The organism is Pseudoalteromonas sp. MMG007 (assembly GCF_018100985.1).
Taxonomy (GTDB): Bacteria; Pseudomonadota; Gammaproteobacteria; order Enterobacterales; family Alteromonadaceae; genus Pseudoalteromonas.
This window is the reverse complement of record NZ_JAGJEI010000013.1, coordinates 61,972-86,447: the sequence shown is the minus strand read 5'-3', so window position 1 is coordinate 86,447 and position 24,476 is coordinate 61,972. Positions and strand designations below refer to the sequence as shown.

The 24,476-nt window shown below is 38.3% G+C and carries 24 protein-coding genes; 10 read left to right on the top strand and 14 right to left on the bottom strand.

The features are described from left to right. Positions 1 to 19 precede the first annotated feature (19 nt). Positions 20 to 2,395: a phosphoenolpyruvate synthase gene (gene ppsA / locus J8L71_RS14605; RefSeq protein ID WP_211001175.1), complete on the top strand. Its 2,376-nt coding sequence runs from the start codon at positions 20 to 22 to the stop codon at positions 2,393 to 2,395. A gap of 64 nt (positions 2,396 to 2,459) precedes the next feature. Here the strand turns inward: ppsA and J8L71_RS14600 are convergent, their stop codons facing one another. Then, positions 2,460 to 2,669: a PGPGW domain-containing protein gene (locus J8L71_RS14600; protein WP_211001174.1), complete on the bottom strand. Its 210-nt coding sequence runs from the start codon at positions 2,667 to 2,669 to the stop codon at positions 2,460 to 2,462. 145 nt (positions 2,670 to 2,814) lie between these two features. On the opposite strand from J8L71_RS14600, the gene J8L71_RS14595 reads away from it, so the two are divergent. Beyond that, a complete protein-coding gene (locus J8L71_RS14595; protein WP_211001173.1) occupies positions 2,815 to 5,862 on the top strand; it encodes an FAD-binding and (Fe-S)-binding domain-containing protein in 3,048 nt (1,015 codons plus the stop codon). 145 nt (positions 5,863 to 6,007) lie between these two features. On the opposite strand, the gene J8L71_RS14590 is transcribed toward J8L71_RS14595, so the two are convergent. Both J8L71_RS14590 and J8L71_RS14585 read right to left on the bottom strand, forming a co-directional pair. Then, positions 6,008 to 7,207: a cation:proton antiporter gene (locus J8L71_RS14590; RefSeq protein ID WP_211001172.1), complete on the bottom strand. Its 1,200-nt coding sequence runs from the start codon at positions 7,205 to 7,207 to the stop codon at positions 6,008 to 6,010. Beyond that, positions 7,207 to 8,418, bottom strand: coding sequence for a tyrosine-type recombinase/integrase (locus tag J8L71_RS14585; RefSeq protein WP_211001171.1), 1,212 nt, complete (start codon positions 8,416 to 8,418; stop codon positions 7,207 to 7,209). Before J8L71_RS14585 ends, J8L71_RS14590 begins: the two co-directional genes overlap by 1 nt. A 129-nt stretch (positions 8,419 to 8,547) precedes the next feature. Between J8L71_RS14585 and J8L71_RS14580 the strand changes: the two genes are divergently transcribed. Further along, positions 8,548 to 9,111 (top strand): YSC84-related protein, encoded by a 564-nt coding sequence (locus tag J8L71_RS14580; protein WP_211001170.1) that lies wholly within the window; start codon positions 8,548 to 8,550, stop codon positions 9,109 to 9,111. A 141-nt stretch (positions 9,112 to 9,252) separates the two neighbouring features. Here the strand turns inward: J8L71_RS14580 and J8L71_RS14575 are convergent, their stop codons facing one another. From J8L71_RS14575 to J8L71_RS14555, 5 genes are all read right to left on the bottom strand, one after another. Further along, entirely contained in the window at positions 9,253 to 10,155 is a 903-nt protein-coding gene (locus J8L71_RS14575; RefSeq protein WP_211001169.1) for a hypothetical protein, read from the bottom strand. Positions 10,156 to 10,193: 38 nt separating this feature from the next. After that, complete coding sequence (locus J8L71_RS14570; RefSeq protein ID WP_211001168.1) at positions 10,194 to 11,210, bottom strand: patatin-like phospholipase family protein; 1,017 nt, start codon at positions 11,208 to 11,210, stop codon at positions 10,194 to 10,196. 138 nt (positions 11,211 to 11,348) lie between these two features. Beyond that, positions 11,349 to 12,755 carry an alanine/glycine:cation symporter family protein gene (locus tag J8L71_RS14565; protein ID WP_211001167.1) on the bottom strand — a complete coding sequence of 469 codons (1,407 nt, stop codon included), beginning with the start codon at positions 12,753 to 12,755 and terminating at the stop codon, positions 11,349 to 11,351. Between the two features lie 126 nt (positions 12,756 to 12,881). Then, complete coding sequence (locus tag J8L71_RS14560; RefSeq protein ID WP_211001166.1) at positions 12,882 to 13,793, bottom strand: arginine deiminase-related protein; 912 nt, start codon at positions 13,791 to 13,793, stop codon at positions 12,882 to 12,884. Then, positions 13,790 to 14,872, bottom strand: coding sequence for an ornithine cyclodeaminase (locus J8L71_RS14555; protein WP_211001165.1), 1,083 nt, complete (start codon positions 14,870 to 14,872; stop codon positions 13,790 to 13,792). The genes J8L71_RS14560 and J8L71_RS14555 overlap by 4 nt, the downstream gene beginning before the upstream one ends. Before the next feature lie 167 nt (positions 14,873 to 15,039). Between J8L71_RS14555 and J8L71_RS14550 the strand changes: the two genes are divergently transcribed. The 3 genes from J8L71_RS14550 (at position 15,040) to J8L71_RS14540 (ending at position 17,464) form a co-directional block, all read left to right on the top strand. Further along, a complete protein-coding gene (locus J8L71_RS14550) occupies positions 15,040 to 15,471 on the top strand; it encodes an Lrp/AsnC family transcriptional regulator (RefSeq protein WP_089349805.1) in 432 nt (143 codons plus the stop codon). A 63-nt stretch (positions 15,472 to 15,534) separates the two neighbouring features. Beyond that, entirely contained in the window at positions 15,535 to 16,257 is a 723-nt protein-coding gene (locus tag J8L71_RS14545; RefSeq protein WP_247655316.1) for an AraC family transcriptional regulator, read from the top strand. A gap of 349 nt (positions 16,258 to 16,606) precedes the next feature. Continuing rightward, positions 16,607 to 17,464, top strand: coding sequence for an EamA family transporter (locus tag J8L71_RS14540; protein WP_211001164.1), 858 nt, complete (start codon positions 16,607 to 16,609; stop codon positions 17,462 to 17,464). Positions 17,465 to 17,494: 30 nt separating this feature from the next. On the opposite strand, the gene J8L71_RS14535 is transcribed toward J8L71_RS14540, so the two are convergent. Continuing rightward, positions 17,495 to 18,490, bottom strand: a complete 996-nt coding sequence (locus J8L71_RS14535) for a patatin family protein (protein ID WP_089349802.1) — start codon at positions 18,488 to 18,490, stop codon at positions 17,495 to 17,497. Positions 18,491 to 18,609: 119 nt separating this feature from the next. On the opposite strand from J8L71_RS14535, the gene J8L71_RS14530 reads away from it, so the two are divergent. Then, positions 18,610 to 18,774 (top strand): hypothetical protein, encoded by a 165-nt coding sequence (locus tag J8L71_RS14530; protein ID WP_211001163.1) that lies wholly within the window; start codon positions 18,610 to 18,612, stop codon positions 18,772 to 18,774. A gap of 12 nt (positions 18,775 to 18,786) precedes the next feature. On the opposite strand, the gene J8L71_RS14525 is transcribed toward J8L71_RS14530, so the two are convergent. Next, the gene (locus tag J8L71_RS14525) at positions 18,787 to 19,776 is read right to left on the bottom strand and encodes an LLM class flavin-dependent oxidoreductase (protein WP_211001162.1); all 990 of its coding nucleotides are present in this window, start codon (positions 19,774 to 19,776) and stop codon (positions 18,787 to 18,789) included. A 140-nt stretch (positions 19,777 to 19,916) separates the two neighbouring features. Then, on the bottom strand, positions 19,917 to 20,660 hold the full coding sequence (locus J8L71_RS14520; protein WP_211001161.1) for a siderophore-interacting protein: 744 nt from the start codon (positions 20,658 to 20,660) through the stop codon (positions 19,917 to 19,919). Between the two features lie 125 nt (positions 20,661 to 20,785). Here J8L71_RS14520 and J8L71_RS14515 point away from each other — a divergent pair, with 125 nt between their 5' ends. From J8L71_RS14515 to J8L71_RS14505, 3 genes are all read left to right on the top strand, one after another. Further along, positions 20,786 to 21,205, top strand: coding sequence for a MarR family winged helix-turn-helix transcriptional regulator (locus J8L71_RS14515; RefSeq protein ID WP_211001160.1), 420 nt, complete (start codon positions 20,786 to 20,788; stop codon positions 21,203 to 21,205). Between the two features lie 80 nt (positions 21,206 to 21,285). Further along, positions 21,286 to 21,699, top strand: coding sequence for a S24 family peptidase (locus J8L71_RS14510; protein ID WP_138683032.1), 414 nt, complete (start codon positions 21,286 to 21,288; stop codon positions 21,697 to 21,699). After that, positions 21,687 to 22,949, top strand: coding sequence for a Y-family DNA polymerase (locus J8L71_RS14505; protein WP_211001159.1), 1,263 nt, complete (start codon positions 21,687 to 21,689; stop codon positions 22,947 to 22,949). The genes J8L71_RS14510 and J8L71_RS14505 overlap by 13 nt, the downstream gene beginning before the upstream one ends. Before the next feature lie 34 nt (positions 22,950 to 22,983). On the opposite strand, the gene J8L71_RS14500 is transcribed toward J8L71_RS14505, so the two are convergent. The 3 genes from J8L71_RS14500 to J8L71_RS14490 form a co-directional block, all read right to left on the bottom strand. Next, a complete protein-coding gene (locus J8L71_RS14500; RefSeq protein ID WP_211001158.1) occupies positions 22,984 to 23,439 on the bottom strand; it encodes a hypothetical protein in 456 nt (151 codons plus the stop codon). A gap of 275 nt (positions 23,440 to 23,714) precedes the next feature. Next, a complete protein-coding gene (locus J8L71_RS14495) occupies positions 23,715 to 24,230 on the bottom strand; it encodes a DUF4240 domain-containing protein (protein WP_211001157.1) in 516 nt (171 codons plus the stop codon). Further along, the gene (locus tag J8L71_RS14490) at positions 24,230 to 24,421 is read right to left on the bottom strand and encodes a YwbE family protein (RefSeq protein ID WP_211001156.1); all 192 of its coding nucleotides are present in this window, start codon (positions 24,419 to 24,421) and stop codon (positions 24,230 to 24,232) included. Before J8L71_RS14490 ends, J8L71_RS14495 begins: the two co-directional genes overlap by 1 nt. Positions 24,422 to 24,476: the final 55 nt, after the last annotated feature.

Below are 24,476 nucleotides of genomic sequence, written 5' to 3'. Positions count from 1 at the left end.
GTTTTTTGGAGAAAGACCCGTGCAAGAATACGTTCTCTGGTATCAAGAGCTTGGTATGCAAGATGTTCCTCGTGTTGGTGGTAAAAATGCCTCACTCGGTGAAATGATTTCAAACCTAGCAAACGCAGGTGTACAGGTTCCGGGTGGTTTTGCCACTACAGCCGACGCTTTTAACGAGTTTTTAGATCAATCAGGACTCACCGCAAAAATTCACGACATTTTAGATACACTCGATGTTGATGATGTAAATACACTTGCCAAAGTAGGTGCCGATATCCGCCAATGGATAATCGATACACCATTCCAACCTAACCTAGATAAAGCAATCCGCGACGCTTATAGTCAACTCCACGGTGACACAACAGCAGATGTTTCTTTTGCAGTACGTTCATCAGCTACCGCTGAAGACATGCCAGATGCATCATTCGCAGGCCAACAAGAAACTTTTCTTAACGTAGTAGGTATCGACTCAGTAATGGTCGCTATTAAACACGTGTTTGCTTCTTTATTTAACGACCGTGCAATATCGTACCGCGTTCACCAAGGTTACGATCATCGTGGTGTAGCGTTGTCTGCTGGTATTCAGCGCATGGTACGCTCAGATAAATCAGCATCAGGCGTCATGTTTAGTATTGATACAGAGTCTGGTTTTGAAGACGTTGTATTTGTTACATCAAGCTATGGCTTGGGTGAAATGGTTGTACAGGGCGCAGTAAACCCTGATGAATTTTATGTTCATAAACCAACATTACTAAAAAACAAACCTTCGGTAGTACGTCGTAACATTGGTTCTAAAGCCATTCAAATGATTTACTCAGAAGATAAAGCGCACGGTAAGCAAGTAGACATCGTTGATGTAGACCCAGCGCTTTCAAACAAATTTTCGATTACAGATGAAGAAGTGCAAGATCTTGCCAAACAAGCTGTAATCATCGAAAAACATTACGGTCGTCCTATGGACATCGAATGGGCAAAAGACGGTAACGACGGCAAACTATATATAGTTCAAGCGCGTCCAGAAACCGTGCGCTCAAACGAAGACGCAAACGTAATGGAACGTTTTCAATTAAACGGTACTAGCAACGTAATTGTTGAAGGCCGTGCAATTGGTCACAAAATTGGTAGCGGTGTTGTACGCGTACTCGATTCAATTAAAGAAATGGATCAAGTACAAGAAGGTGACATTTTAGTGACCGACATGACCGACCCAGATTGGGAACCAATCATGAAGCGTGCTGCAGCCATTGTTACAAATCGTGGCGGTCGTACGTGTCATGCTGCAATTATTGCACGTGAATTAGGTATTCCGGCAGTGGTTGGTTGTGGTAATGCAACCGATTTAATCAAAGCGGGTCAAGAAGTAACCGTATCATGTGCCGAAGGCGATACAGGTTACATCTACGAAGGTATTTTAGACTTTGAAATACTAACATCGCGCGTTGATAGCATGCCAGAACTACCAATGAAAGTTATGATGAACGTGGGTAACCCTGATCGCGCATTCGACTTTGCACGTTTACCGCATGCAGGTGTTGGCCTTGCCCGTGTTGAATTTGTTATTAACCGCATGATTGGTGTGCATCCTAAAGCGCTTTTAAACTTTGATGCGCAAACACCTGCTCTACAAGCAGAAATTAATGACATTATTGCCGGCTACGAATCACCTGTAGAATTTTATATTACTAAGTTAGTAGAGGGTATTTCTACACTTGGTTGTGCCTTTGCACCAGAGCGCGTAATTGTGCGTATGTCTGATTTTAAATCAAACGAATACGCAAACTTAATCGGTGGTGAGCAGTACGAACCAGAAGAAGAAAACCCGATGATTGGTTTTCGTGGTGCTGCACGTTATATCTCTGAAGACTTCCGTGATTGTTTTGCCCTTGAGTGTGAAGCAATAAAACGCGTAAGAAACACTATGGATATGACCAACATTGAAATCATGATCCCATTCGTACGTACCCTTGAAGAAGGTAAACGCGTAATCGAATTACTAGAAGAGCATGGCCTTAAACGTGGCGAAAATGGTCTTAAAGTAATCATGATGTGTGAGCTTCCTTCAAATGCATTACTTGCAGATGAATTTTTAGATATGTTCGATGGATTTTCTATCGGCTCTAACGATTTAACTCAGCTAACACTTGGTTTAGACCGTGACTCAGGTTTAATCGCACATTTATTTGATGAGCGTAACCCTGCTATTAAAAAGCTACTTTCAATGGCTATTAAAACAGCTAAAGAAAAAGGTAAATACGTAGGTATTTGTGGCCAAGGACCTTCAGATCATGAAGACTTTGCAGCATGGTTAGTAGAGCAGGGCATTGATTCTGTTTCACTAAACCCAGATACAGTACTAGAAACTTGGTTATACCTAGCAGACAAACTTGCTAAATAATCGCGTTATTAGTAACTAATAAAAATGCCAGCTTAATAGCTGGCATTTTTGTATGTGACATAATTTAGCGTGCTAATTTTTTATCTAAATAAATACACGATTTAGTTAAGGCTTTTTGGCATAGTTTTAAATAATGCCTCGCTTTTGGGTAGTAAAAAGAAAAGCACAGTAATCCCGCCATAAAAAATATTAGCGACGGGCCTGGCACGATTGCAAAAAACAACCCGAGCAAAATAAACAAAACACCTATGATCTGTAATAGTAATTTTTTCATATAAACCTCTACACATTGGTTTAACTTGATTATAAATACAGAACCTCAAAATACGACAAAAAGAGTGTTACAAACTGTAAAATCTTCAATTTCTATTAGCCAGCACCATGATATAATTACACAAATGCCTTAAATTATCGCCGTCATGATAGCAACAATTACACAGCAAGATGCAGCGACCGAACTTGTCGCTAATTACTTAAGTACTATTAAAAATCAAGGTTTTAGCGGAGACACCGATGCAAGCTATGCAACGCGTTTAACTGCCTCTACCGATAACAGTATTTATCAGCAAATTCCGCAGGGTGTTATTTTTCCTAAAACCGAAAAAGACATACAACTCGCTTTGCAAACCGCATCTCGCGACCCATTTTTGTCGCTTACTTTTGGCCCTCGCGGAGGTGGTACGGGTACTAACGGGCAGTCACTAACGCCCGGTATAGTTGTTGATTTATCACGTTATATGCGAGAAATTCTCGAAATTAACGTAGAAGAAGGTTGGGTAAAAGTACAAACAGGTGTCATAAAAGATCAATTAAACGACTTTTTAAAACCCTATGGTTTTTTCTTTTCACCTGACTTATCTACTAGTAATCGTGCAACTATTGGCGGAATGATCAGCACCGATGCATCAGGCCAAGGGTCACTAGTTTATGGTAAAACCAGTAATCATGTTTTAGGCTTAACCACCTATTTAGTTGATGGCACACCTATGGTTACCTCGCCAATCGACATACAAAAAGCAAAAGTTATAGCCGAGCAAGACTCACTTATCGGCAGTTTGTACAAAACAGTATTAGATATTTCGATCACGCAGCGCGATGCTATTTTAGAGAAATTCCCGCGTTTAAATCGCTTTTTAACCGGCTACGACCTAGAGCATGTGCTAAGTGATGACTTACAAACTTTTGATATGAGCAGGCTAATTACCGGATCAGAAGGCTCATTAGGTATAGTTACTGAAGCTAAATTAAACCTAACGCCCATAGCCGAGTTTAAAACACTCATAAATATTAAGTACGATAGTTTTGATTCTGCACTTCGTCATTCACCTTTTTTGGTAGATGCACGTGCAACCTCTGTTGAAACAGTCGACAGCAAAGTATTAAATTTAGCCCGCGAAGATATAATTTGGCATTCAGTATCGGACTTAATAACCGACGTACCAAATAAAGATATGCAAGGACTCAACATGGTTGAGTTTAATGCAGTATCACCCGACGACATAAAAGACAAAGTAAACACACTTTGTACATTATTAGATCAGTGCGTAGCAAATCAAACCAACGGTGTAATTGGCTATCAGTTAACCAACGATAAAAGCGATATTTTAAAAATTTACGCAATGCGTAAAAAGTCAGTTGGTTTGCTTGGTAATGTTAAAGGCAGCCAAAAACCATTGGCCTTTGCCGAAGACACCGCAGTACCGCCAGAAAACCTAGCCGATTATATTGTAGAATTTAGAGCATTACTCGATAGCCATAATTTACAATATGGTATGTTTGGCCATGTTGATGCTGGCGTTTTACACGTACGCCCAGCACTTGATATGTGCGACCCAGATCAAGAAAAACTACTGCGTACAATTTCTGATGACGTTGTAAAACTCACTGCAAAATATGGCGGGTTAATGTGGGGCGAGCACGGTAAAGGTTATCGCAGCGAATATGGCCCAGAATTTTTTGGCGAACATTTATTTAATCAACTGCGCAAAATTAAAACGGCATTCGATCCTAATAACAGAATCAACCCAGGTAAAATATGTACACCTATTGAAAGTGAAGACTCACTTGTAAGTGTAGATAGTCAAAAACGTTCGCACTTTGATAAGCAAATATCTATCGATGTAAAAACCAGTTTTAATAACGCCATGACCTGTAATGGTAATGGAATATGCTTTAACTACGACGAAAATTCACCTATGTGTCCGTCGTATAAAGTAACCGGCGATCGTAGGCATTCACCAAAAGGGCGCGCAACATTAATGCGCGAATGGTTACGACTTCAAGAGTCTAAAAATGTAGATTTACTGGAAGTAGAAAAAGAACTTAATAAAGGTGAAGTGATTACCTGGTGGGAACGCTTTGTTCATAGCCGAGAAAAAAACAAAGGCGTTTACGACTTTTCTCACGAAGTAAAAGAATCAATGGATGAATGTTTAGCATGTAAAGCGTGTACAACTTCATGCCCAATAAAAGTAGATGTGCCAACATTTAGAGCGCGCTTTTTAAATTATTACCATAGTTATTACGCGCGTCCACTTAAAGATTATTTAGTTGGGAACATAGAAACCTCGGCTCCGCTTATGTCAAAATTTGCACGAATAATTAACCCCATTGTAAAAACCAATTTAGTAAGTGGGTTAATTAAAAAAACGGTTGGCTATGTCGATACACCACAATTAAGTATTCCATCACTTGATAAACGTGTAGCCAAAGCGCATAAGTTTAATTTTGAATTATTAAATTCACTTTCAAGTGAAGAGCAAAATAATTATGTGCTAATTGTGCAAGACCCGTTTACCAGTTTTTACGAAGCTGAATTAGTACAAAGTTTTATAACGCTTATAACTGCACTGGGTAAAAAGCCAATGCTATTACCCTTTAAACCAAATGGTAAAGCACAGCACGTTAAAGGTTTTTTACACGAGTTTAAAGTAACAGCAAAAAATGCCGCCGAGTTTTTAAATAAACTCAGTGATATAAATGCGCCACTGGTTGGTTTAGATGCATCGTTGGTTATGTGTTATCGCGATGAGTACAATACAATTTTAGAAAATAACCGCGGTGATTTTCATGTACAACTTGCACATGAATGGCTACAAACTCAATCTTTCAAATCGTTAAGCGCAAAGCAAAAACAAGATACAGAATTTACACTACTTAGCCACTGTACAGAAACAACGGCTTTACCAAAAGCGGCAAGTGTTTGGAAAACTATTTTTACCGACATTGGTTTAACACTAAACACAACAAATACTGGGTGTTGTGGAATGGCAGGTACATACGGCCACGAAGCACAAAACCAAGAAAACTCACGAGCACTTTACGAAATGAGTTGGAAACCAATTGTAGACAAAAATAAGCCAGAGCAACTTTTATCAACCGGGTTTTCGTGCCGAAGCCAAGTAAAACGCTTTGAACAATTTAAACCTAAGCACCCAATAGAGTTACTCGCACAGGTACTTGGCTAATAAAAGTAAAAAATAAAAAAGGCGTAACTTAAAAATAAGTTACGCCTTTATTTATTAATACCCATTCGCTTAATAAAATGGTCGTTTTTGAGGCTGAAAAAACGCCTCGATACTTCGGCAAATAATTCACTAATTTTTATAAAAGTTATTTAGATTGTTTAGCAAAACTATCTGCAATTGGTTTTGTACTTATACCGTGAATAAACACACTAAATAAAATAGTTGTCATAGCGATAGTTGCAATGTCATATTTATTTTCTATTTGTGTATCTATAATCATTAAAGTAAAAACAATCGATGCTAAACCGCGAGGTCCAAACCAAGCAAAAGTAAAACGCTCTTTTAGTGTGAGTGCAGTAAATTGCAATGAAACCATTACAGGTAAAATTCTAATTATTGTTGTACTTAATAATGCATATATTACAATTTCACTGCTTAATTTAGGAATGACTAAGTAAGCGCAAACAAACCCAAACAGACACCAAATCATTAACGATGTAAAATCGGCAATGTGTTCTGAGTCTTCAATTAGCTCTTTTTTAATCTCAACTTTTGAAAATTGATCAAACAATAATCCTGAAACAAAAACAGCAATAAACCCGCTAGCATGAAAATATTGTGCAATCGAAAATACCGCCATTGCAAAGCCTAATAATAAAAATGGACTCGTGTTCTGCGCAAAATAATGTCGCTTCATAGCAAAATTTAACAGCGGTATGAAAATACCAGTGGCAGCAATAGCAATTAAAATAGCTAAACCTAACTCTCTACTAAAAACACCTAACGTTTGAGAAGCAGTTATTGCCGACTCAGGATTTTTTGCAAGCAACATAAAAATTAAAAAAACAGGAACACATAACCCATCATTTAAACCACTCTCTGTATTTATGCCTTCTCTGATTTTTTCGGGCACTTTGGTACTTGCTAGCAAACCTTTACTCAATGCAGCATCTGTAGGTGTTAAAATAATAGCGACTAACGAAGCTTGAATTAAAGATAAATCAGAGAATAAAAATAAAGCGCAACCTATACCAAATAATAATGTTAAGGGTAGGGCAACAAATAATAATAAACTAGGATATTGAAAACTGTGTTTTAAAACACCTAACTTTGATTTAGCCGCATCCGAAAATAAAAATATACTTAAAGTAAGTTCAATTAAAGGCAGTAAAAAATCAATTCCTGCTTTTAATTCCTGTCCTTCATTAGGCAGTAACCACGCAAGCAAGCCGCCACCAAGTACAAAAAACATAGGGCCTGTAATTTCTGTTCGCTCTAATTGCCTAATTGAAATTGAATAAATTAAAAATAATAAACCAATAAATGCTATTACTAAATACTCCATTAAATTTTCCTTTTAACGCCAGATTTTGCTCGCTCTTTAATATTTGTTTGAATGTAAATTTGATCAGTCGTTGCAATTTTAGAGTGTCCTAAATCTTCCGATAAATGTTTTAGTGGTCGTGTTTGTGCATCGTGCGTGGCTCCCGTGTGGCGTAACCAATGTGCAGTTGCTGCTTCAAGTTGTTCTGCATCATCTTTAAAACCATCATCAAGTAAAGATTGTTGGGCCAAATCAAAACTTTGCTGCACTAAGCGTCTTATTTGCCTAACAGTCATTCCACCTTGGCCACGAATTTTATGAACTAATGGTTCTGATTCGTCAACGCGAGGTAGGGCGGGTAACCCTCTGTATAATCGGTAACGTTTTAAATATTCAACAAAATCATCACTTAATGTAACATCTCGCAGTTTATTACCTTTACCCATTATTCTTAAAAACCAAAAGCCGTCGTTATCTTGCCAAAAATGCGACATAACTGGTGACCACTGCGGGCGCTCTGACAATTCAGAAATCCGTAAATATAACCCTTTTAAACAAGCTAAGGTAAATAAGTTACGCTCAAGATCTGGTTTTTGTTCGCATAAATCGCGTGTTACACCAAATACATACTCCCATTGTATGTCACTTAATGTGTCTGGGATCTGAATTTGTGACTGAACCACCAAGTAGGGGCTATTTTTTTTTACTACAGGTACAAAGTTCGCGAAGGTACGTTCTTCTAAAATCGCAAATTTAAAAAACACATTTAATGCTGTAAACATAGCCGATAAAGTTTGTTGGCTTGCTATAGATTCTTTTTGCATGAAAGGGCGCCAATTTTGATTCAACCGGCGGATACCTTGCACATCTTTATAGCGCCATTGCACAGAAGTTGATGCCCATTTTTTATCTGGCTCGACCATAAAATCCACATAGGCTTCGATATCTTCACGTTTTAGATCGAACACTGATTTTTCTGCAATTAGCCAAGACCATAAATAAAAGCGTTCTAGCTCATTTCGAAAACGACTATATGTTGCTTCTGATTTTCGCCCGTAGACATATAAAAATTGGTATAAAAATTTAAGATCGGCCTTTGATTCAGTTACAGTCAAGCCAACTTGCTGTATAAAGGATGCAAGTTTTGGGTATTCTGATTTAAGAGTATCGTCATCAAGATGAGCAATTTGGTATCTTAATTGTTTTAACGTATCAACTAAAGCAACAAGCATAATGTGTAAATATTCAATAAAATAATAGACTTACAGCTTAACTTTAAAGTCCGATACTGTCTAGTATTGGACATAGCGAAAGTTTAAATATTATTGCTGGTTGGTATTAATCTTATTAAGGAAAGTTTTATGAAGAAATTTATAGTGTTGGGCCTACTTTCAATAAGTGTATTACTCACAGGTTGCGCTACAACAGGTAGTGCTTCACCAAGCGAAAAGCGCTCTTTAGTGCAAAGCATGAAATCCAATACACTAGACAAATTATATGCACAAAAACCCGATGTTAAAACACAAATAGCCAACTCGGCTGGTTACGCTGTATTTGATAACGCAAACGTCAATGTTGTTTTAGCCAGTTTTGGTGGTGGTTATGGTGTAGTAAAAAATAACCTTACGGGTAAATCAACTTACATGAACATGGGTGAAGCTGGTTTAGGGCTAGGTTTAGGTGTTAAAGACTTTAATGTGGTTATGGTTTTTCATAACCAAGCAGCACTAAATAGATTTATTGAACACGGTTGGGCATTTGGCGGAAACGCAGATGCAGCAGCAAAATACGAAGATAAAGGCGGAGCTTTGGTTGCCGAAGCGATTGCAGATCAAGTTACCGTATATTCTTTAACCGAAAATGGCCTTGCACTACAAGCTGTACTAAAAGGCACTAAATTTTGGGTAGATTCTGAGCTAAATTAACCCCTAATTACTCTCCTAAAAGCGGGCTGGTTTGTATAATCACGCTCGCTTTATTATAAAGAGTGCAATTTAACATAACGTAATTTATAGGTTATTTCATAAGTATTACACGTGTCAATTGTATTTTAAAAAAATAAAATGTTATTTTATATTTTCGATAATTCGATTTACAAATATTCCATGGCTACTGCTTAGGTCGTTCAAGTGATCTGTAATATCTTTGACCTCGAAATGAGATAAACCTACATCGATTTTTGTTATTTTATCAATAATATCTAGGCATTTAGTTATTAGCCAATCATTGTTATTATTAGCATTTAACTTATTATCCTCATTGCATAATTTAGAGAGCTTAATCGCCTGTGCTATAGTATTACGTTTAACGTCTAAGATTTCGCTAATTTTAAGATTGATAAATTCGATATCTATTTTTGCGGACCGAATTTTATTATTAGTATACTCTTCAAGTTTGTTACTTTCAGTTTTGATACTTTCATTATTAACTAATATCTTTTTATTCAATTCTTCATACTTAGCTTTGGTTGAGTCATCTACCTCCAATAGCCTTTCAGTAATTAACTTATTAAATTCATTATTCTTATTTTCTATCTCATGTATTTCATTTTTAATTATTCCAATATTTTGCAAATGATGTTCTTCAATTATTTTATTTATTGTTAAAACCTCGTTTTCTATTTTATTGTTTAACATTGTTTCAAAGTTCTTCTTTTCATCATCAAATCTTCTATTTGCAGAATAAAGATTTATCCCTAGGAAAACTAATAAAAATGTTGCTGAAAACCCTAAAGCCCAGTAGTAAGAATTCCTAAGGTCACTGGAAGAACTTTTTAGTATTTTGTTTTGTTCTTCTAATTTGATTATTTTTACTTTTAAATCACTACTTATATTGTCACTAACTTTTTCATCAATATCTCTACTATGAAGACTATGAACACTAGGAGCTTTATATTCTTTCTCTCTCTGTTCAGCTGCTATAGCTGTTAAAGATAAAAAAATACAAATAATAATAGTCAATCGTTTCATTTGTTTTCCTTTTTATAAATAATTCTTCGTTTAAGTATTTACTTTAAACAGTTGTCAAACGCTTCAGCCAATTTTTCAGTTTCACTAAAAACGGTATTCCAATATTTAATGCGTGTGTCTGCATCGAGATCGGTAAAGTCGTTTCTGTCTGGAATCTTTCCGTAAGGTAAACCGGCTATAAATTCTTTTGATGGTGAGATCATCACCACGTTATCGTAATTTTGTGCTGCTACTTTACGTTTTAAATTTTTATCGAACCACCCTGCTTTTGGCTCTGAATTAAAATGCGGATATAAAATTAAGCCGGGATTATTAATTTTTAAATCAAAGTGGTAGTCAATTATTCCGCCATCGCGATACATGCCTTGTGGCGAACCTGCAATATTTTTTATGCCTTGCATAACAAGTGGTATTGAACCCGATGCGAGTAAGGCATCTTTTAAATTAGTTTGGCTAAGTGGTATGTTTTGTGTTTTAAAATTATAACTGTCGGTTATTGATAAATTGCTGTTTGGCGCGCCAAAAATAAATCGCTCGTACTGCGCGCCTAATAATTTTCGGTTTACGCGGTTGAGCATATAACTTTTTGATAAACCCAGTAGCTGTATTAATTTATTTTCGCTGGCAATAAAGCCATTCGATTTTGCGACAATAAAGTGCGCTTTAAATGCGGGGTTATTTATAATTTCGGTTACGCCATTATCGCCAAAAACATCTTCAAGTAATGCGCGCGCTTTTATTGTTATTTCATTTGGTGTTGGTTTATTACTTGAGTACCTAGTTTGCGAATACGATTTTGCTAAGCGCTCAATGGCAGCAACGGGATCGTTTTGTGCAAAACACGCCGAGCGAAAAGCGCCGGCAGATGAGCCAATTAAATTAAGTGGTTGAGTACGGTTTTTAAAAAATTCACCAAAAATATATTTATCTAAGCCGAATAATGTAAACCACTTAGGCCCACCACTTGCGCCTAAAAAAGAGGTGAAAAGTTCAGGTTTAAAGCCTTGTTCGTTTATTATTTTTGCTGCGGTTTTACCTGCGTGGATCTCGATCATCTAAAAAGTTGTGCCTTTATTATTGGTTATTTTAGTTGTTTATTTAAAACTGAAAGTGAATATCTATTCAAAATAAAAAACGGCTTTATGTTGCCATAAAACCGCTTTTTATCATTAAAGTTGCTTAAAATACGGGAATCAATCCCAAATGCCGTCTTCGCATTTGCCCTGTACTTTTACATCTTTTACTTTAAATTCGGGCTCTATGCCTTTTTCTATTTGTGTGTTGTAGTCGCGATTAACAGACAAAATAGTTGGTGTAAGCAATATAATAGCGATTACGTTAACCACTGTCATTAACCCTAATGCTATATCGGCTAAGTCCCACACTTCTTTTAATGAAGCGGATGCGCCCCAAAGCATCATTGATAAATAAAGTAATGTATAAATTGTGCGCCCTACTTTGTTATCGAGCTTAAATAAATGCAGATTACTTTCAGCATAAGCATAATTTGCTACTACCGAGGTAAATGCAAATATGGTAATTGCAGCTGCAACAAAGTAAACACCGCCTTGTGCTAAATGGGCGGTCATAGCGCTTTGTGTTAAACGTATGCCTTCCATTTCGCCGCTTATATCTACATCGGCTAATAAAATTACTACGGCGGTACAACTACAAAGTACAATGGTGTCGAAAAACACGCCAAGCATTTGTATGTAGCCTTGTGTTACTGGGTGGTTAGGAATGGGGCTTGCGCTTGCTGCAGCATGCGGCACACTACCTGCACCGGCTTCGTTAGAATATAAACCGCGTTGAATACCATTTTTAATGGCTGCACCCATTGCACCTGCGCCAGCCTCTTGTAAACCAAAAGCCGACAAAAACACATCTTTAAGCATGGCAGGTACTTGCGGTAAGTTCATAATTGTAATAATGACGGCAGCTGCTACAAATAATATGCCCATAAATGGCACTACACGCTCTGCAAAGCGGGCTATGGCTTTAAAGCCGCCAAGTATAATTGAGCCTGCTAATACCGTAATTACTAAGCCTGAATAAAAGGTGGATACTTCAAACGCATAGTTTAGGGCATCAGTTATGGTATTGGTTTGCATTGCACTAAAGGTAAATCCGTAACCTAAAAATAAACACGCGGCAAATACAATAGCAAAGGCACGGCTGCCTAAACCTTGTTGAATATAATAAGCGGGGCCACCTCTAAATTCTCCGCTACTATCGCGTACTTTATATACCTGGCCTAATACGCTTTCGGCAAAACCTGTGGCCATGCCGAGTATGGCAATTACCCACATCCAAAAAATGGCACCACTGCCACCGAGCGATATAGCAACGGCTACACCCGCTAAATTACCCGTACCTACGCGAGCACATAAACCTGTACATAATGCTTGAAACGATGATATGTCGTCTTTTTTACACTTACTGCTGCCTTTTAACAGGCTAAACATGTGTTTAAATTTAAGTATTTGTATTGCCTTTAAACGTACCGAAAACCAAATACCAGCAAACAGTAGTATGTAAATGAGTACTTGCCCTTCCCCCCATAAAAGGCCATTTACACTTTTAACTATGGTATCGAACATGGGCTAATCCTTTTATATTTATTATATTTTTACTCAATAGTTAGTTGAATAAGCGGCATTTGATTATGCGTATTAGCCATAGATAAAGGCAGCTTTACTGCCTTATAATGTGGGCTTAGCGATAGGTTATTTACTTTGCAAGTGAATGCCTGCTATCATGCATCTAACCGAACCACCCGCCGACTCTATGGTTGGTATAGGTAACGGAACAAGTTTAGCTGTTTTTTGTATTGCTGCTTTTTGCTCGGTTGTAAATGCATTAAACGCCGTTTGTGAGAGTGCTAAAATACGGCCATTTTCACCTTGTAGCTCTATTGCGTTACCGCAAAAGCTACTTATTTGCGCATTAGATAAGTTTATTACTTCTAAATGGCTTTGTATAAAATGGCTAGTTAATTGTTTGTGCTGACTATTTGGCACCATACATAAGCTGATCATGGCAAACTCTGTGGCTACACACATCAATACATTAGTATGATAAACCGCAGTACCTTGCTCATCGTAGGCGTTAAATACAACAGGTTTTAGCTTTAATTGCTCGCACACGGTATTAACCACTGTTTTAGTAGTGCGCTTAGACTCTACTGCATAAGCAAGCTTATGTTGGTGGTCAATAACAAGTGATCCGGTGCCTTCTAAAAATGCATTTTCTTTCGCTAAAAATGAATAATCAGTCACAGACAACACTTTATAGTGATTAGTCAAAAAATCAATAATATCTTTACGATATTCTAGCCTTCTGTTTTCTGCGTACATTGGGTACATAACTAGTTCGCCACTGTTGTGAGTAGAAAACCAGTTATTAGGAAACACTGAGTCGGGCGTATGTGTGTGCTCGTCTTCAAAAAGGTGAACCGTTACGCCTTCGTTTTGCAGTAATTTAACTGCATTAGTTACTTCATCAAAGGCGAGCTGGCTTTGATTTTGTGAATGACAGGTACTTTGAAATGTGTTGTCTAACATGGTTTGCGGGTTAGACGTAAAATGATGCGGACGCACCATAACCACAGCTGTTGGAGCTTGACTAATTATGCTCATGCTACTTGCTCTTGGCCTACTGATTTATTACTTTGCTCTGTATTAAGCACCGAAAACAAGTTACGCGGGTCGGCTTGTTGTGTTATTAAATCGAGTAATTCAAATTCCCCTGAGGCAACTAACTCGTCTTTTATAAAAACAAGGGCAGTAAAGTCTTCGCTTGCAAAGCCTACGCCATCAAATATAGTTAACTCATCTAGGCTGGTACGCCCAAGCGATTGTTTATTAATTACTTTATGAAACTCTGTAACCGCAAAGCTTTCGCTCATTTGTTGTATTTCGCCCTCTACTCTGGTTTGCGGTTCGTACTCTACAAACACGTTAGCACGCTCTAGTAATGTTGCGTCAAGCTCTGTTTTTCCTGGGCAATCGCCACCTATTGCATTTAAATGCACACCCAGCGGGATCATATCACTGGTTAAAATAGTGGCATTTTTTTTATCGGCTGTGCAGGTGGTAATAATGTGCGCGCCTTGTACGGCCTCTTTTGCGCTATTACAAATAGTCACGTTTAGGCCACAGTTACTTAAATTGTTAAATGCTTTTTTCGACGCGTTTTTGTCAATATCGTATAAACGAATATGAGTAATGCCTAATACCGCTTTAAAAGCTAACGCTTGAAACTCAGACTGAGCACCATTACCAATTAATGTAAGTGTTGTTGAGTTTTTAGGTGCTAAATACTGTGCAACCAGTGCCGAGGTTGCTGCTGTGCGTAATGCTGTTAATAGGCACATTTCGCTGATCATCACCGGATAGCCGCTATCAACATCCGACAAAATACCAAAAGCCGCTACCGTTTGAAGCTCTTTAAAGGTATTTTTTGGATGGCCATTTACGTATTTACAGCTAAACATTTTGCCATCGCTTACGGGCATAAGCTCTATTACGCCATCAGGAGAATGCGCTGCATAGCGCGGTGATTTGTCAAATTCGTGCCAGCGAGCAAAGTCGTGTTTTAACCTTTGCGTAAGTTTAAGTAAAACGTTTTCTATTCCTACTTTATTTATAAGCTTGGCCATTGTTTGTACGCTTACAAATGGAACGCCTTGTTTTGGCTGTGCTATAAAGTGACTCATGACTACCTCTGTAATAACAATATGAACTAATTGAAATAAGTTTATCGACTACAGATGTCAGTTAAAATGCTAATACTTTATACAAACAATAGTATTTTTTAGCAATTTGCTATGCAATAAATTACAAATTTAGTAATTTGTAATAAACACATAACCCAAGGCGTTTTATGACCCCTTATATTTACGACTCATTAGATAACGCGTTAATAGCCGAATTAAGAAAAGACGGCCGTGCTTCTATTTCGGCATTGGCAGATGTATTAAATGTATCGCGCGGAACAGTACAAAACCGTTTAGACCGATTAGTTTCATCGGGTGCTATATTAGGTTTTACTGTACGGGTGCACGAACACATAGAAACCGAAGCCGTAAGAGCGATTATGATGGTGGAAGTAGTAGGTAAATCGACCTCGCAAGTTATAAAAACCATGCGCGGCATACCCGAGCTTACTAAGTTACATACCACCAATGGCGCTTGGGATTTAGTAGCAGAAATACAAGCGGGAAACTTAAGTGACTTTGATGGCGTACTGAGGCAAGTGCGCGAAATAGATGGTATTTTAAATAGCGAAACCAGTATTTTACTGTCATCTACTTAGGTTTAATTTAGCTCATGTTTTACGTGAAGCACTTAAGCCTACGCGCTGTTTATGTATTTGGTAATGGAGTATGCAATTAATAAGCTTTCAATTCGGTATTATTCGCAAGATATAAAGCGCCACCAGCATAATTACCACCAACTGGTTTTACCCTTACATGGCGAAATACACATAACATTAAATGATGAGTTTAAAACAACGGTAAGTACCGGCAGTTGCATAGTGATAGAGCAAAACGTAGTTCATGCTTTTACGGCCGATGAAGCAGCCCGCTTTATTGTTGCAGATTTAGATGCGCTCCCTGATAACCTTATTAATCTTTTTTGCCCTAAAATCTCAATAGATAACCGCTTATTAAGTTATTTACAGTTTATAGAGCAGCAAATGCTAGTGGTGAGTGATGATGCGCTTACTCATTCAACCTTTGATTTATTTTACTTATTACTTTGTGAGCAAGTGAACCATAGCAATATTGATAAGCGAATAGATACTGTAATAACCACTGTTAAACAAAATTTAGCTTACCCGTACACGTTAAAAGAATTAGCCGATATAGCGTGTTTAAGCGTAACGCAGTTTAAAACTGTGTTTAAAAAAAGTACCACTATGAGTGCGTTGCAATATTTAACCATGTTACGAATGCAACATGCTCACGCCCTTTTAATCCATTCAGACTTGCCTATTGCTTTAGTTGGTGAACGAATTGGTTATAACGATGCCTCTGCTTTTAGCCGCCGGTTTAATTTATATTTTGGACAGCCACCTAAGGCGTTTGCAAAGCTGTAATATAGATTACCTGAACACTAAATAACCTGAGTTCTGGATAATAAATCTATCTCAAGCAGCTATTTTTAGCGCTAACTGCGTTGAATTTCCTTGCAATAGACCAGCTATTGCAAGGAAATTCGCCTTGTTTTCACCAAAAATTTCTAGCTAGAGAGAAACAGGCTTAAATATCGTTATTATTTATAGTGTTTTTAAATCTCTTAACCAGAATTCAGATTAAATAATAAATTTATCTCAAGCAGCGTTTAGATTAAATTGCGCCAGAGCAAACAATAACACCGTCTTTTTAGCACATTTTTATAGATTCATATTGATACACTCAGTAAATCGTATATACGGAGTGTAATTAATGGCAACAAACATAGGCTTTTTAGCAATATTTTCGTGGGGGCTTTTAGCATTACTAGGTAATTTAACCAAAGCGTTACCTGCTTTTCAGTTACTTTTTATATGCTTTGCAATCTCTTTTATTATTTTATTAGTTAAACGCTTAGCAACAAAACAGCCACTATTAACACCGCCAACGCTTTCTAGAAAACAGATTATAATAGGTGTTACAGGCTTATTTGGTTTTCATTTTTGTTATTTTATGGCTTTAAAATACGGCCCTTTAATAGAAGTAAGCTTAATTGTGTACCTTTGGCCATTATTATTAGGTGTATTTGTTGCAACGCCTGGGAGTAAATTTAAAGCTATATTGGGTGGCTTATTGGGGTTTTTAGGCACACTTAGTTTAATTACCGATGGCAGTGGGCTATCAATAAATAGTGAGTATTACTTAGGGTATTTTTTTGCAGGTTGCTGCGCAGTACTGTGGTCGAGTTATTCTTATTTAATGTCGCAATTTAACAGCCACATAGATGATATAGGCTGGCTTTCGTTTATTGTGGCCGTGCTTGCCCTTTGTGCACATTTTTATTTTGAAACAACCGTAATAAATTTATCTGTTTCACAATGGCTAGGCGCTATTTTATTAGGATTAGGCCCAGTAGGCGGTGCATTTTATTTATGGGATTACGGTTTAAAGTTTGGTAACCGTTCGGTGCTTGCCTCGTTAAGTTTTTTAACGCCGGTACTTTCTACTTTTATTTTAATATTCGCCTCGCAAGCCCCATTTAGTTGGTCTGTATTTATCGCTTTGGCGCTTATTTTATTAGGGGCAGCCATTAGCAATAAAAAGCCATCGATAAGTTTAAAAAAAACGTAGCTTTAGTTTTGCGGAAGCGTTATTACACAGCTACATTGCGTAGCTGTGTGCGTAATCTACGATACGTGCGTTTTGGCTTTTTAAATACTCTCTGCCCGCTTTTACACCTAGCTTATGATCAAAACGTAAATCGTTGTTTGAACTGCCTAATAATTTACTGTGCAGCTTTTCGTCTGCAAAAATTTGTATAATCTCTACATCACTTGGTGGGTTAGCAATAAAGTTAAGCTCATCTAAATACGCTTGCTCATGCTGAATTAAGTAGTCGAGTGTTTTAGGGCAGTAACCAGATGCACATGCAAATGTTCTTAATTTTTGCACCCACGCAGATTGCGCCTGAAAGTGTGCGTCTACCGTTCTTATAACCACAATCTTACGTGCGCCACGGTTATATGCTTCGCGTACAGGTAATGGTGCAGCTAAACCGCCGTCGAGGTAAAAGTCTTCTTCGCTTTGCTCTGCCGCTAAGTGTGCTTCGTTTGCCGCTTTTGTATCTAACCACGGTGTTAGTTTAACGCCTTGTTTGTATAAAAACGGTAATGCGCTTGATGCTTTTAACAGATCGCGCCATTGTTTGCCTTCACCGGTAGGTGATAAGTAATAGGCTTTTCTGTCGCGTGCGTTAGTCGCGGTTATTAAAAGCTCACGATCGCCTAAACTAGTTTTAGCTGTTTTAAAGTCGAGTACTCTGTTTACCTCAGTGGTTTTATCAAAGTACCAGTCTAAATCTACTATGTGTTTACCCATTAAGCCGCGACCTAGTTGAAAAAAACGTTTATTGCGCGAAAGCCCTCTAATTAAGCGCTTAGCGTAACCTTTTTGGCGAGCTAAGTAGCTAGTTAAATTTTGCGAGCCAGCGGAGGTGCCAATAAATAAGTCAAATGGGTCGTAGTTTTGCTCTAACCACGCATCAAGTACACCAGCTGTGAATATCCCTCGTTGTCCGCCACCTTCAGCAATCAGAGCAACTTTTGGCTGCGCTGGTTTAGTAACTGAATTAGCTGATGGGGTGTTTAGAGAATTCACGGTGTACCTGCCTTTAATTTAATGATGTTTTTGTTTATACGGTCATTATAAAAAATTAAAGTGATATCTTAAAATTGATTGTTTAAATCAGTTTGATTGAAAAAACAGAACGGTATTAAATGCAAAAGTTGCCGCTAAAAATTGGCACAACACTTCACACTAACTATTTAAATACCGAAAACAACTTAATAGAGACACCACTAAAAGTTAATAAAATAGGTATAAAACAACTAACTTTTGATGATGTCTGCATACTAACAAGCCTTGGGTGTACGCTTGCTTAACTAAATAACCAATTAATGTTTTATTTCCATTAAAATCTCTAGTGCGCGGTGGCGTTTTTCACTATCGTATACGTCGTTTGTAAATATAAACTCATCCACTTCAAGCTCTTTAGCTATCATTTCTAGCTTGTGTTTTATACTTACGTGCCCGCCTACCACGCTTAAGCTTAAAAAGTTTTCTACATGGGCGCGCTCTTGTTCGCTCCATAAACCTTCCATGGTATCTACCGGTGGCTTTAACCACAGCTCTTTACCACGTATTAGTTCAAGTACCCGTTGCTTTGAGGTGGTAGATAGGTATTGCGCTTCTTCGTCAGTTTCTGCTGCCACCAGCGGTAAAGCAAGCATTACATAGGGTTTATCGAGTACGTTTGAGGCTTTAAATTCACGTTTATACAGTGCTATTGCATCATGTACAAAACGCGGTGCAAAGTGCCCTGCAAATACATAAGGTAGTCCTTTTTGCGCGGCCAACTGGGCACTAAATAAACTTGAGCCTAATAGCCAAAGTGGTACGTTTGTACCCTCCCCCGGAATAGCACGTATTGGGTGAGTACCGTTGTATGGCCCTAATAATGTTTGTAGCTCTGTTACTTCACTAGGAAAGTTTTCAGCTCGGCTCATATCGTTATTAAGTGCACGGCTGGTAACTGGGTCACTACCGGGTGCGCGGCCAAGGCCTAAATCTATTCGCCCGGGGTATAAGCTTTCAAGTGTACCAAATTGCTCAGCCACAACTAATGGTGAATGGTTTGGTAGCATTATTCCGCCAGAGCCAACACGAATACACTGAGTTTTACCTGCAATATGCCCTACTAATATTGAAGTAGCAGCACAAATTATACCGGGCATATTATGGTGCTCGGCCAGCCAAAAGCGGTTAAAGCCTAACTGGTCGGCGCGCTGGGCGTATTTGGTAGTTTTATTGAGCGTATGAGAAACGCTTTCCCCTTTGATCATGGGGGCAAGCTCTAATAACGAAAAAGGAATGGAAGATAACAAAATAGCAGCTCCTAAAAATGCATACTAATAATGGGTTCATTATCAGCATAAAACACTTAAGTGGGACTGCTATTAAATCAATTCAAGTTAAGGGTAAGCATAAAAGCAAAATAAGTATATGTTATTTTGCTCTAAGGTATTCAAGCAAGTTCAGCATTTTGTTGGCGCTGCTTTTTATAACCTTCAGAATCAACGCCTTTTTTCCAATAACCTGATGACACTATATTACAGCGCGGTATGTTAAAGTGCTCACTAAACACGGCTTTAGCTTTACGTACTAAATCGGCCTCTAGCGCCATAAACACAATAGGTGGCTGCTCTGTTAGCTCAATAGCTTTAATTGCATTAAGCATTGTTTTATTGGCGTTATTGGTAATTATCCAATTAATGTTGCGTGTGGTGTCTAAATCAATAATGTCTTGCTCTGTTGGGGCATGTATAAACGCATCAACTTTTGAAAATACAGGGAGCGCTTTTACATAGCCTTTAATAGCATTTACCGATGTTAAATCGCCAAGTAATACATAATGTGAATGCTGGTAGTTATCGAGCTTTTTAGGGCCTGGGCCTGCTATACCTAGCTCATCTCCTACTTGTGCAGTTTTAGCCCAATCAGTTGCTGGGCCTTGATGCATATTAATTACAAAATCAAGCGTTAGTGCGCCGCTTTGCTCATTTACATGCTGTATTGTGTATGAGCGCATGCATGCCGTTTTTAAATTTAAATCGGCAACGCCATTTTGTGGAATAAGTACTTTTACATAATTACCAATGTACGCACAGGTTATATCTGCAAAATCGTCTGAGCCTACAACAATGCGCTGTAAGTGCGGTGTAATTTGCTCTGTGCTTAATACTTTGGCTTTGCGAACTTGTTTACCCATTTAAAATCACCTCTTGTAACAAAATAGTTAACTGCTTTTTACAGCAAGCATTGCACAACGCCCCATTGGTTGATAAAATCAACCATAGCAAACTAATTGACATTGTCAACCATATTGAGACCCCTATGAACACGCCTTTATCAAATACCTTGTTTGAGCTCATGCAAAATTACCGTGTAACAATCCGCGAGGCCATTAACGCAGGAGAGCTTGGTATTAACGCTATGCACGTACGCTGTATACATATAATTGCCGGTACAAGTAACTGCACAGCTAACGATATAGTGACTAAAACACAGCGCGATAAAGCACAAATAGCACGGTTAGTTAAAGATCTTATTGCGTTAAACCTTATTAATAAGCAAGCAAGCGAGCACGACAAACGTTGTTTTATTTTGTCGCTCACTGAGCAAGGCAATACATTGTTTGATAAGTTATTAGCGTCTGAGCAGCAAATAAATGATCAAATGTGCAAAAATTTAAACCCTCAGCAAATCAAAGACTTTTTAAATACGGCACAACAAATGATCAAAAACATGGATTGATCGTCTTTCATTTCTTGGCATAACTCATACAAAACGCATATACTGTACACTTATACAGTATATGCGTTTTAGGTTGTGTTATGTTTGTTATTCCCGTTTATATAGAAGCCGGTGTGTGTGGGTTTGAATCGCCCGCGGCGCAATATACCGAGCTAGGTGTTTCTCTTGATGAGCTATTAATAAAACACCCAGATGCCACATTTATTGGCATTGCATCGGGTAACTCTATGCAAGAGGTCGGTATTTTTGAAGGCGACCTACTTGTAGTAGACCGTGCAGAGCAAGCCGATAATGGCGATGTTATTGTTGCCAATTTAAATGGCCTGTTTGTTTGTAAGTTACTTGATAAAACCAATGCAAGGCTGCTGTCGGCATCGCCCTTACATAAGCCGGTACAACTCACCCCAGCCGATGAGTTTCAGTTAGAGGGCGTAGTAACACTTTCTGTACGCATGCATAGGCACACTCCAGAGCTTTTAAAATGTACGCCTTAGTGGATGCGGTTTCATTTTATGCAAGTGCCGAAAAAGTATTCGACCCTTCCATTCGATCCAAACCTGTTGTTGTACTTACTAATAACGATGGCTGTGTATGTGCTGTGTGCCCTATTGCTAGGCAGTTAAACATACCTAAATTTGGCCCTTACTTTAAAGTTAAGCATTTGCTTGAGCAAAACAACGTGGTTGTACGCTCAAGCAATTACGAGCTGTATGCCGATTTAAGCGCCAAAATGATGAACATAATTGGCCGCTTTTGCGACACACAATACATATACAGTATTGATGAGTCGTTTTTACACTTTAATGGCTACACGCCAGTGATTAAAAATTGGCACGAATACGGCCATGTAATAAGGCGCACCGTATGGCGAGAAGCAAAACTCCCCGTAGGCGTAGGTTTTGGCCCAACGCCTACCCTTGCCAAAGCGGCTAACCACGCAGCTAAAAAGCTAAGCGGGTTTGATGGTGTAGCCGTTATAGATAACGAGCAAAGCCGCCAAGCGATTTTACAAAGAATGAGCTGCGAAGATGTATGGGGTATAGGCAAGCGCCTAGCTAAAAAGCTTAAAATAATGAACATAAACACAGCGTGGGAGCTTGCACAGCAAAGCCCAAAAACAATGCGCCGTGCGTTTAGTGTGGTTGTAGAACGTACAGTAAGTGAGCTTAACGGTGTAGCGTGTTTAACCTGGGACGATGTACGCCAAGATAAACGAGAAATTTATTCTACTCGTAGTTTTGGTGAGCGAATATACGAGCCTAGCGCATTAAAAACCGCCCTTATGAACCATGTTACTACGGTTGCCAGTAAATTACGGGCGCAGCGCTCACTAACAAAACAACTTTATATATTTGCCGCAAGCGGTAAACACGAAGACCGCTATTGTAAAAAGTCGTTTATGTATAAGTTTGCAACCCCCACTAACGATACCTGTGTAATGGCAAATGCAGTCTCTGAGGTGTTTAATACTATTTATCAGCCAGGGGTTCGGTTTTATAAGTGTGGCGTAGGCGCTTTAGAGCTTACCTCGGTGCAGTATCAGCAAAGCGATTTATTTAACCAAAGTGCCGATAACCCAAAATTAATGCAGTGCCTAGATACAATAAATAACCGGTACGGAAAAGGCATGCTAAGCCTTGCTAGCAGTAAATTAAACAACCGCTGGCACATGAACCGCGATTATTTATCGCCCCAGTACACGACTCGCTGGCACGATATTCCTAAAATTTACTGTTATGAATAAGCGCACTATTGCCTTTGTAAATTAAACGCTGTGTTTAATCGGCTTGCTTTTCAAAAGTGCATTGTACTTGAGGATCGTCAAGGGTGTATTTAACGGTGGTATTGCCAACAAATTCTATACTTTGCCTAATGGTTTTTTCGTTAACAGGATCAACACAGCGACTCATTCTTAGGCTGTTATCTACACCATCACTTTTGTACTTAAACGAACTGGTTACAAAGCAAAAGTCAGGTTTTTTAGTTGTACGTGTGCCGTTATGCAGGCTTTCGAATGCTATTTGCGAACCTAATTTAAAACCCGCATCGGGATACACAGGGTTTATTAAACTCAATTGACTATCAACACAAAGCGAAGAGCTTGCTGAAACCACCTTATAATTGCCTAGCTTTGTTTTTAATAAAGGAATAAAACGGCTCTTATTACTTGGCGTAGCAAAAACAGAGGCGCTAATAAAAGTAAGAGAAACTAAAGCAAGTAGTAAGGTTTTCATTGAGTGAGTGTATCCTCGTGATAATAAATAGCGTATAGAACAACCAAATAGCAAGTTTTGCCTAGCTATCAACACGTTTTTCCAGCTTAAAAATACATCATTTAATTAAGCTAATGGTATAACTTTTATAACTATAACAGAGATTTAATCTAAAAGAAGATAAGTAGCGCTATATAGTATTGCAACGTAGTACGCTTATGTTTTACGAGGAATAAAACAAATCGGTTTATCTAAGCACTAAATAAACCGATTTTAGTAAAACAGTAAAGTGGAGTTTACTGCCAATATTTTTGAAATAACTGTGGGTAGCTTTGCTTTAAAAATTTTGATTTGTCTTTAAAGCGCTTACCCGCTGGTTGCTCACCTGATGGAACAAACGGCAGCTCATCGTCGTTACGCTCTTCGTAGAGTAAACCCGCAATTAAATCGTATTCATCAATATAAGGATAAGGTTGCTCGTTTAAATAATATACCGGTGAACACTGTGCTAATGAGTCGGCATTAGTTAAAGCATTGTTAAATACTGTTTGTCCGCGAGAGATAAGCCAGCATCTAAATTCACTAAAGCCATATTCGTCGTTACAGCCCGCCATTACAAATGCCGCGCCAAATAAATCCCAGGTAAAACATTTGCGCATGTTAATACCAAAAAATTTGTCAAAGGCAATAAGCTGCTCGTCAGTTAAATCACTTAGTTTAGCTTTTAAATTCTCGCTTACACTTTGTGGGTCAAGCCCTAAGTCAGGTGCGGTTACTAAATCCCAAAAGGCCTGCTCTGTTAATGCTGCCATTATAAAATCTCTTTTACTCGGCCAACTTGACCGTCTTCTAGGCGTACTTTTATGCCATGAGGGTGATTGGGTGATTTAGTTAATAACCGCTCAACCACACCCTCGGTTAAAGTGTTACTACGTTGATCTTCTTTTAATACAATATTTACTGTTGTGCCTGGTGTAATTTGCGAACGCGTAGGAACAGCCATCGTTTACATCCTAAAAATAGTTTTAGCAATTATAGCGCCCATAGTAAGGCAAACC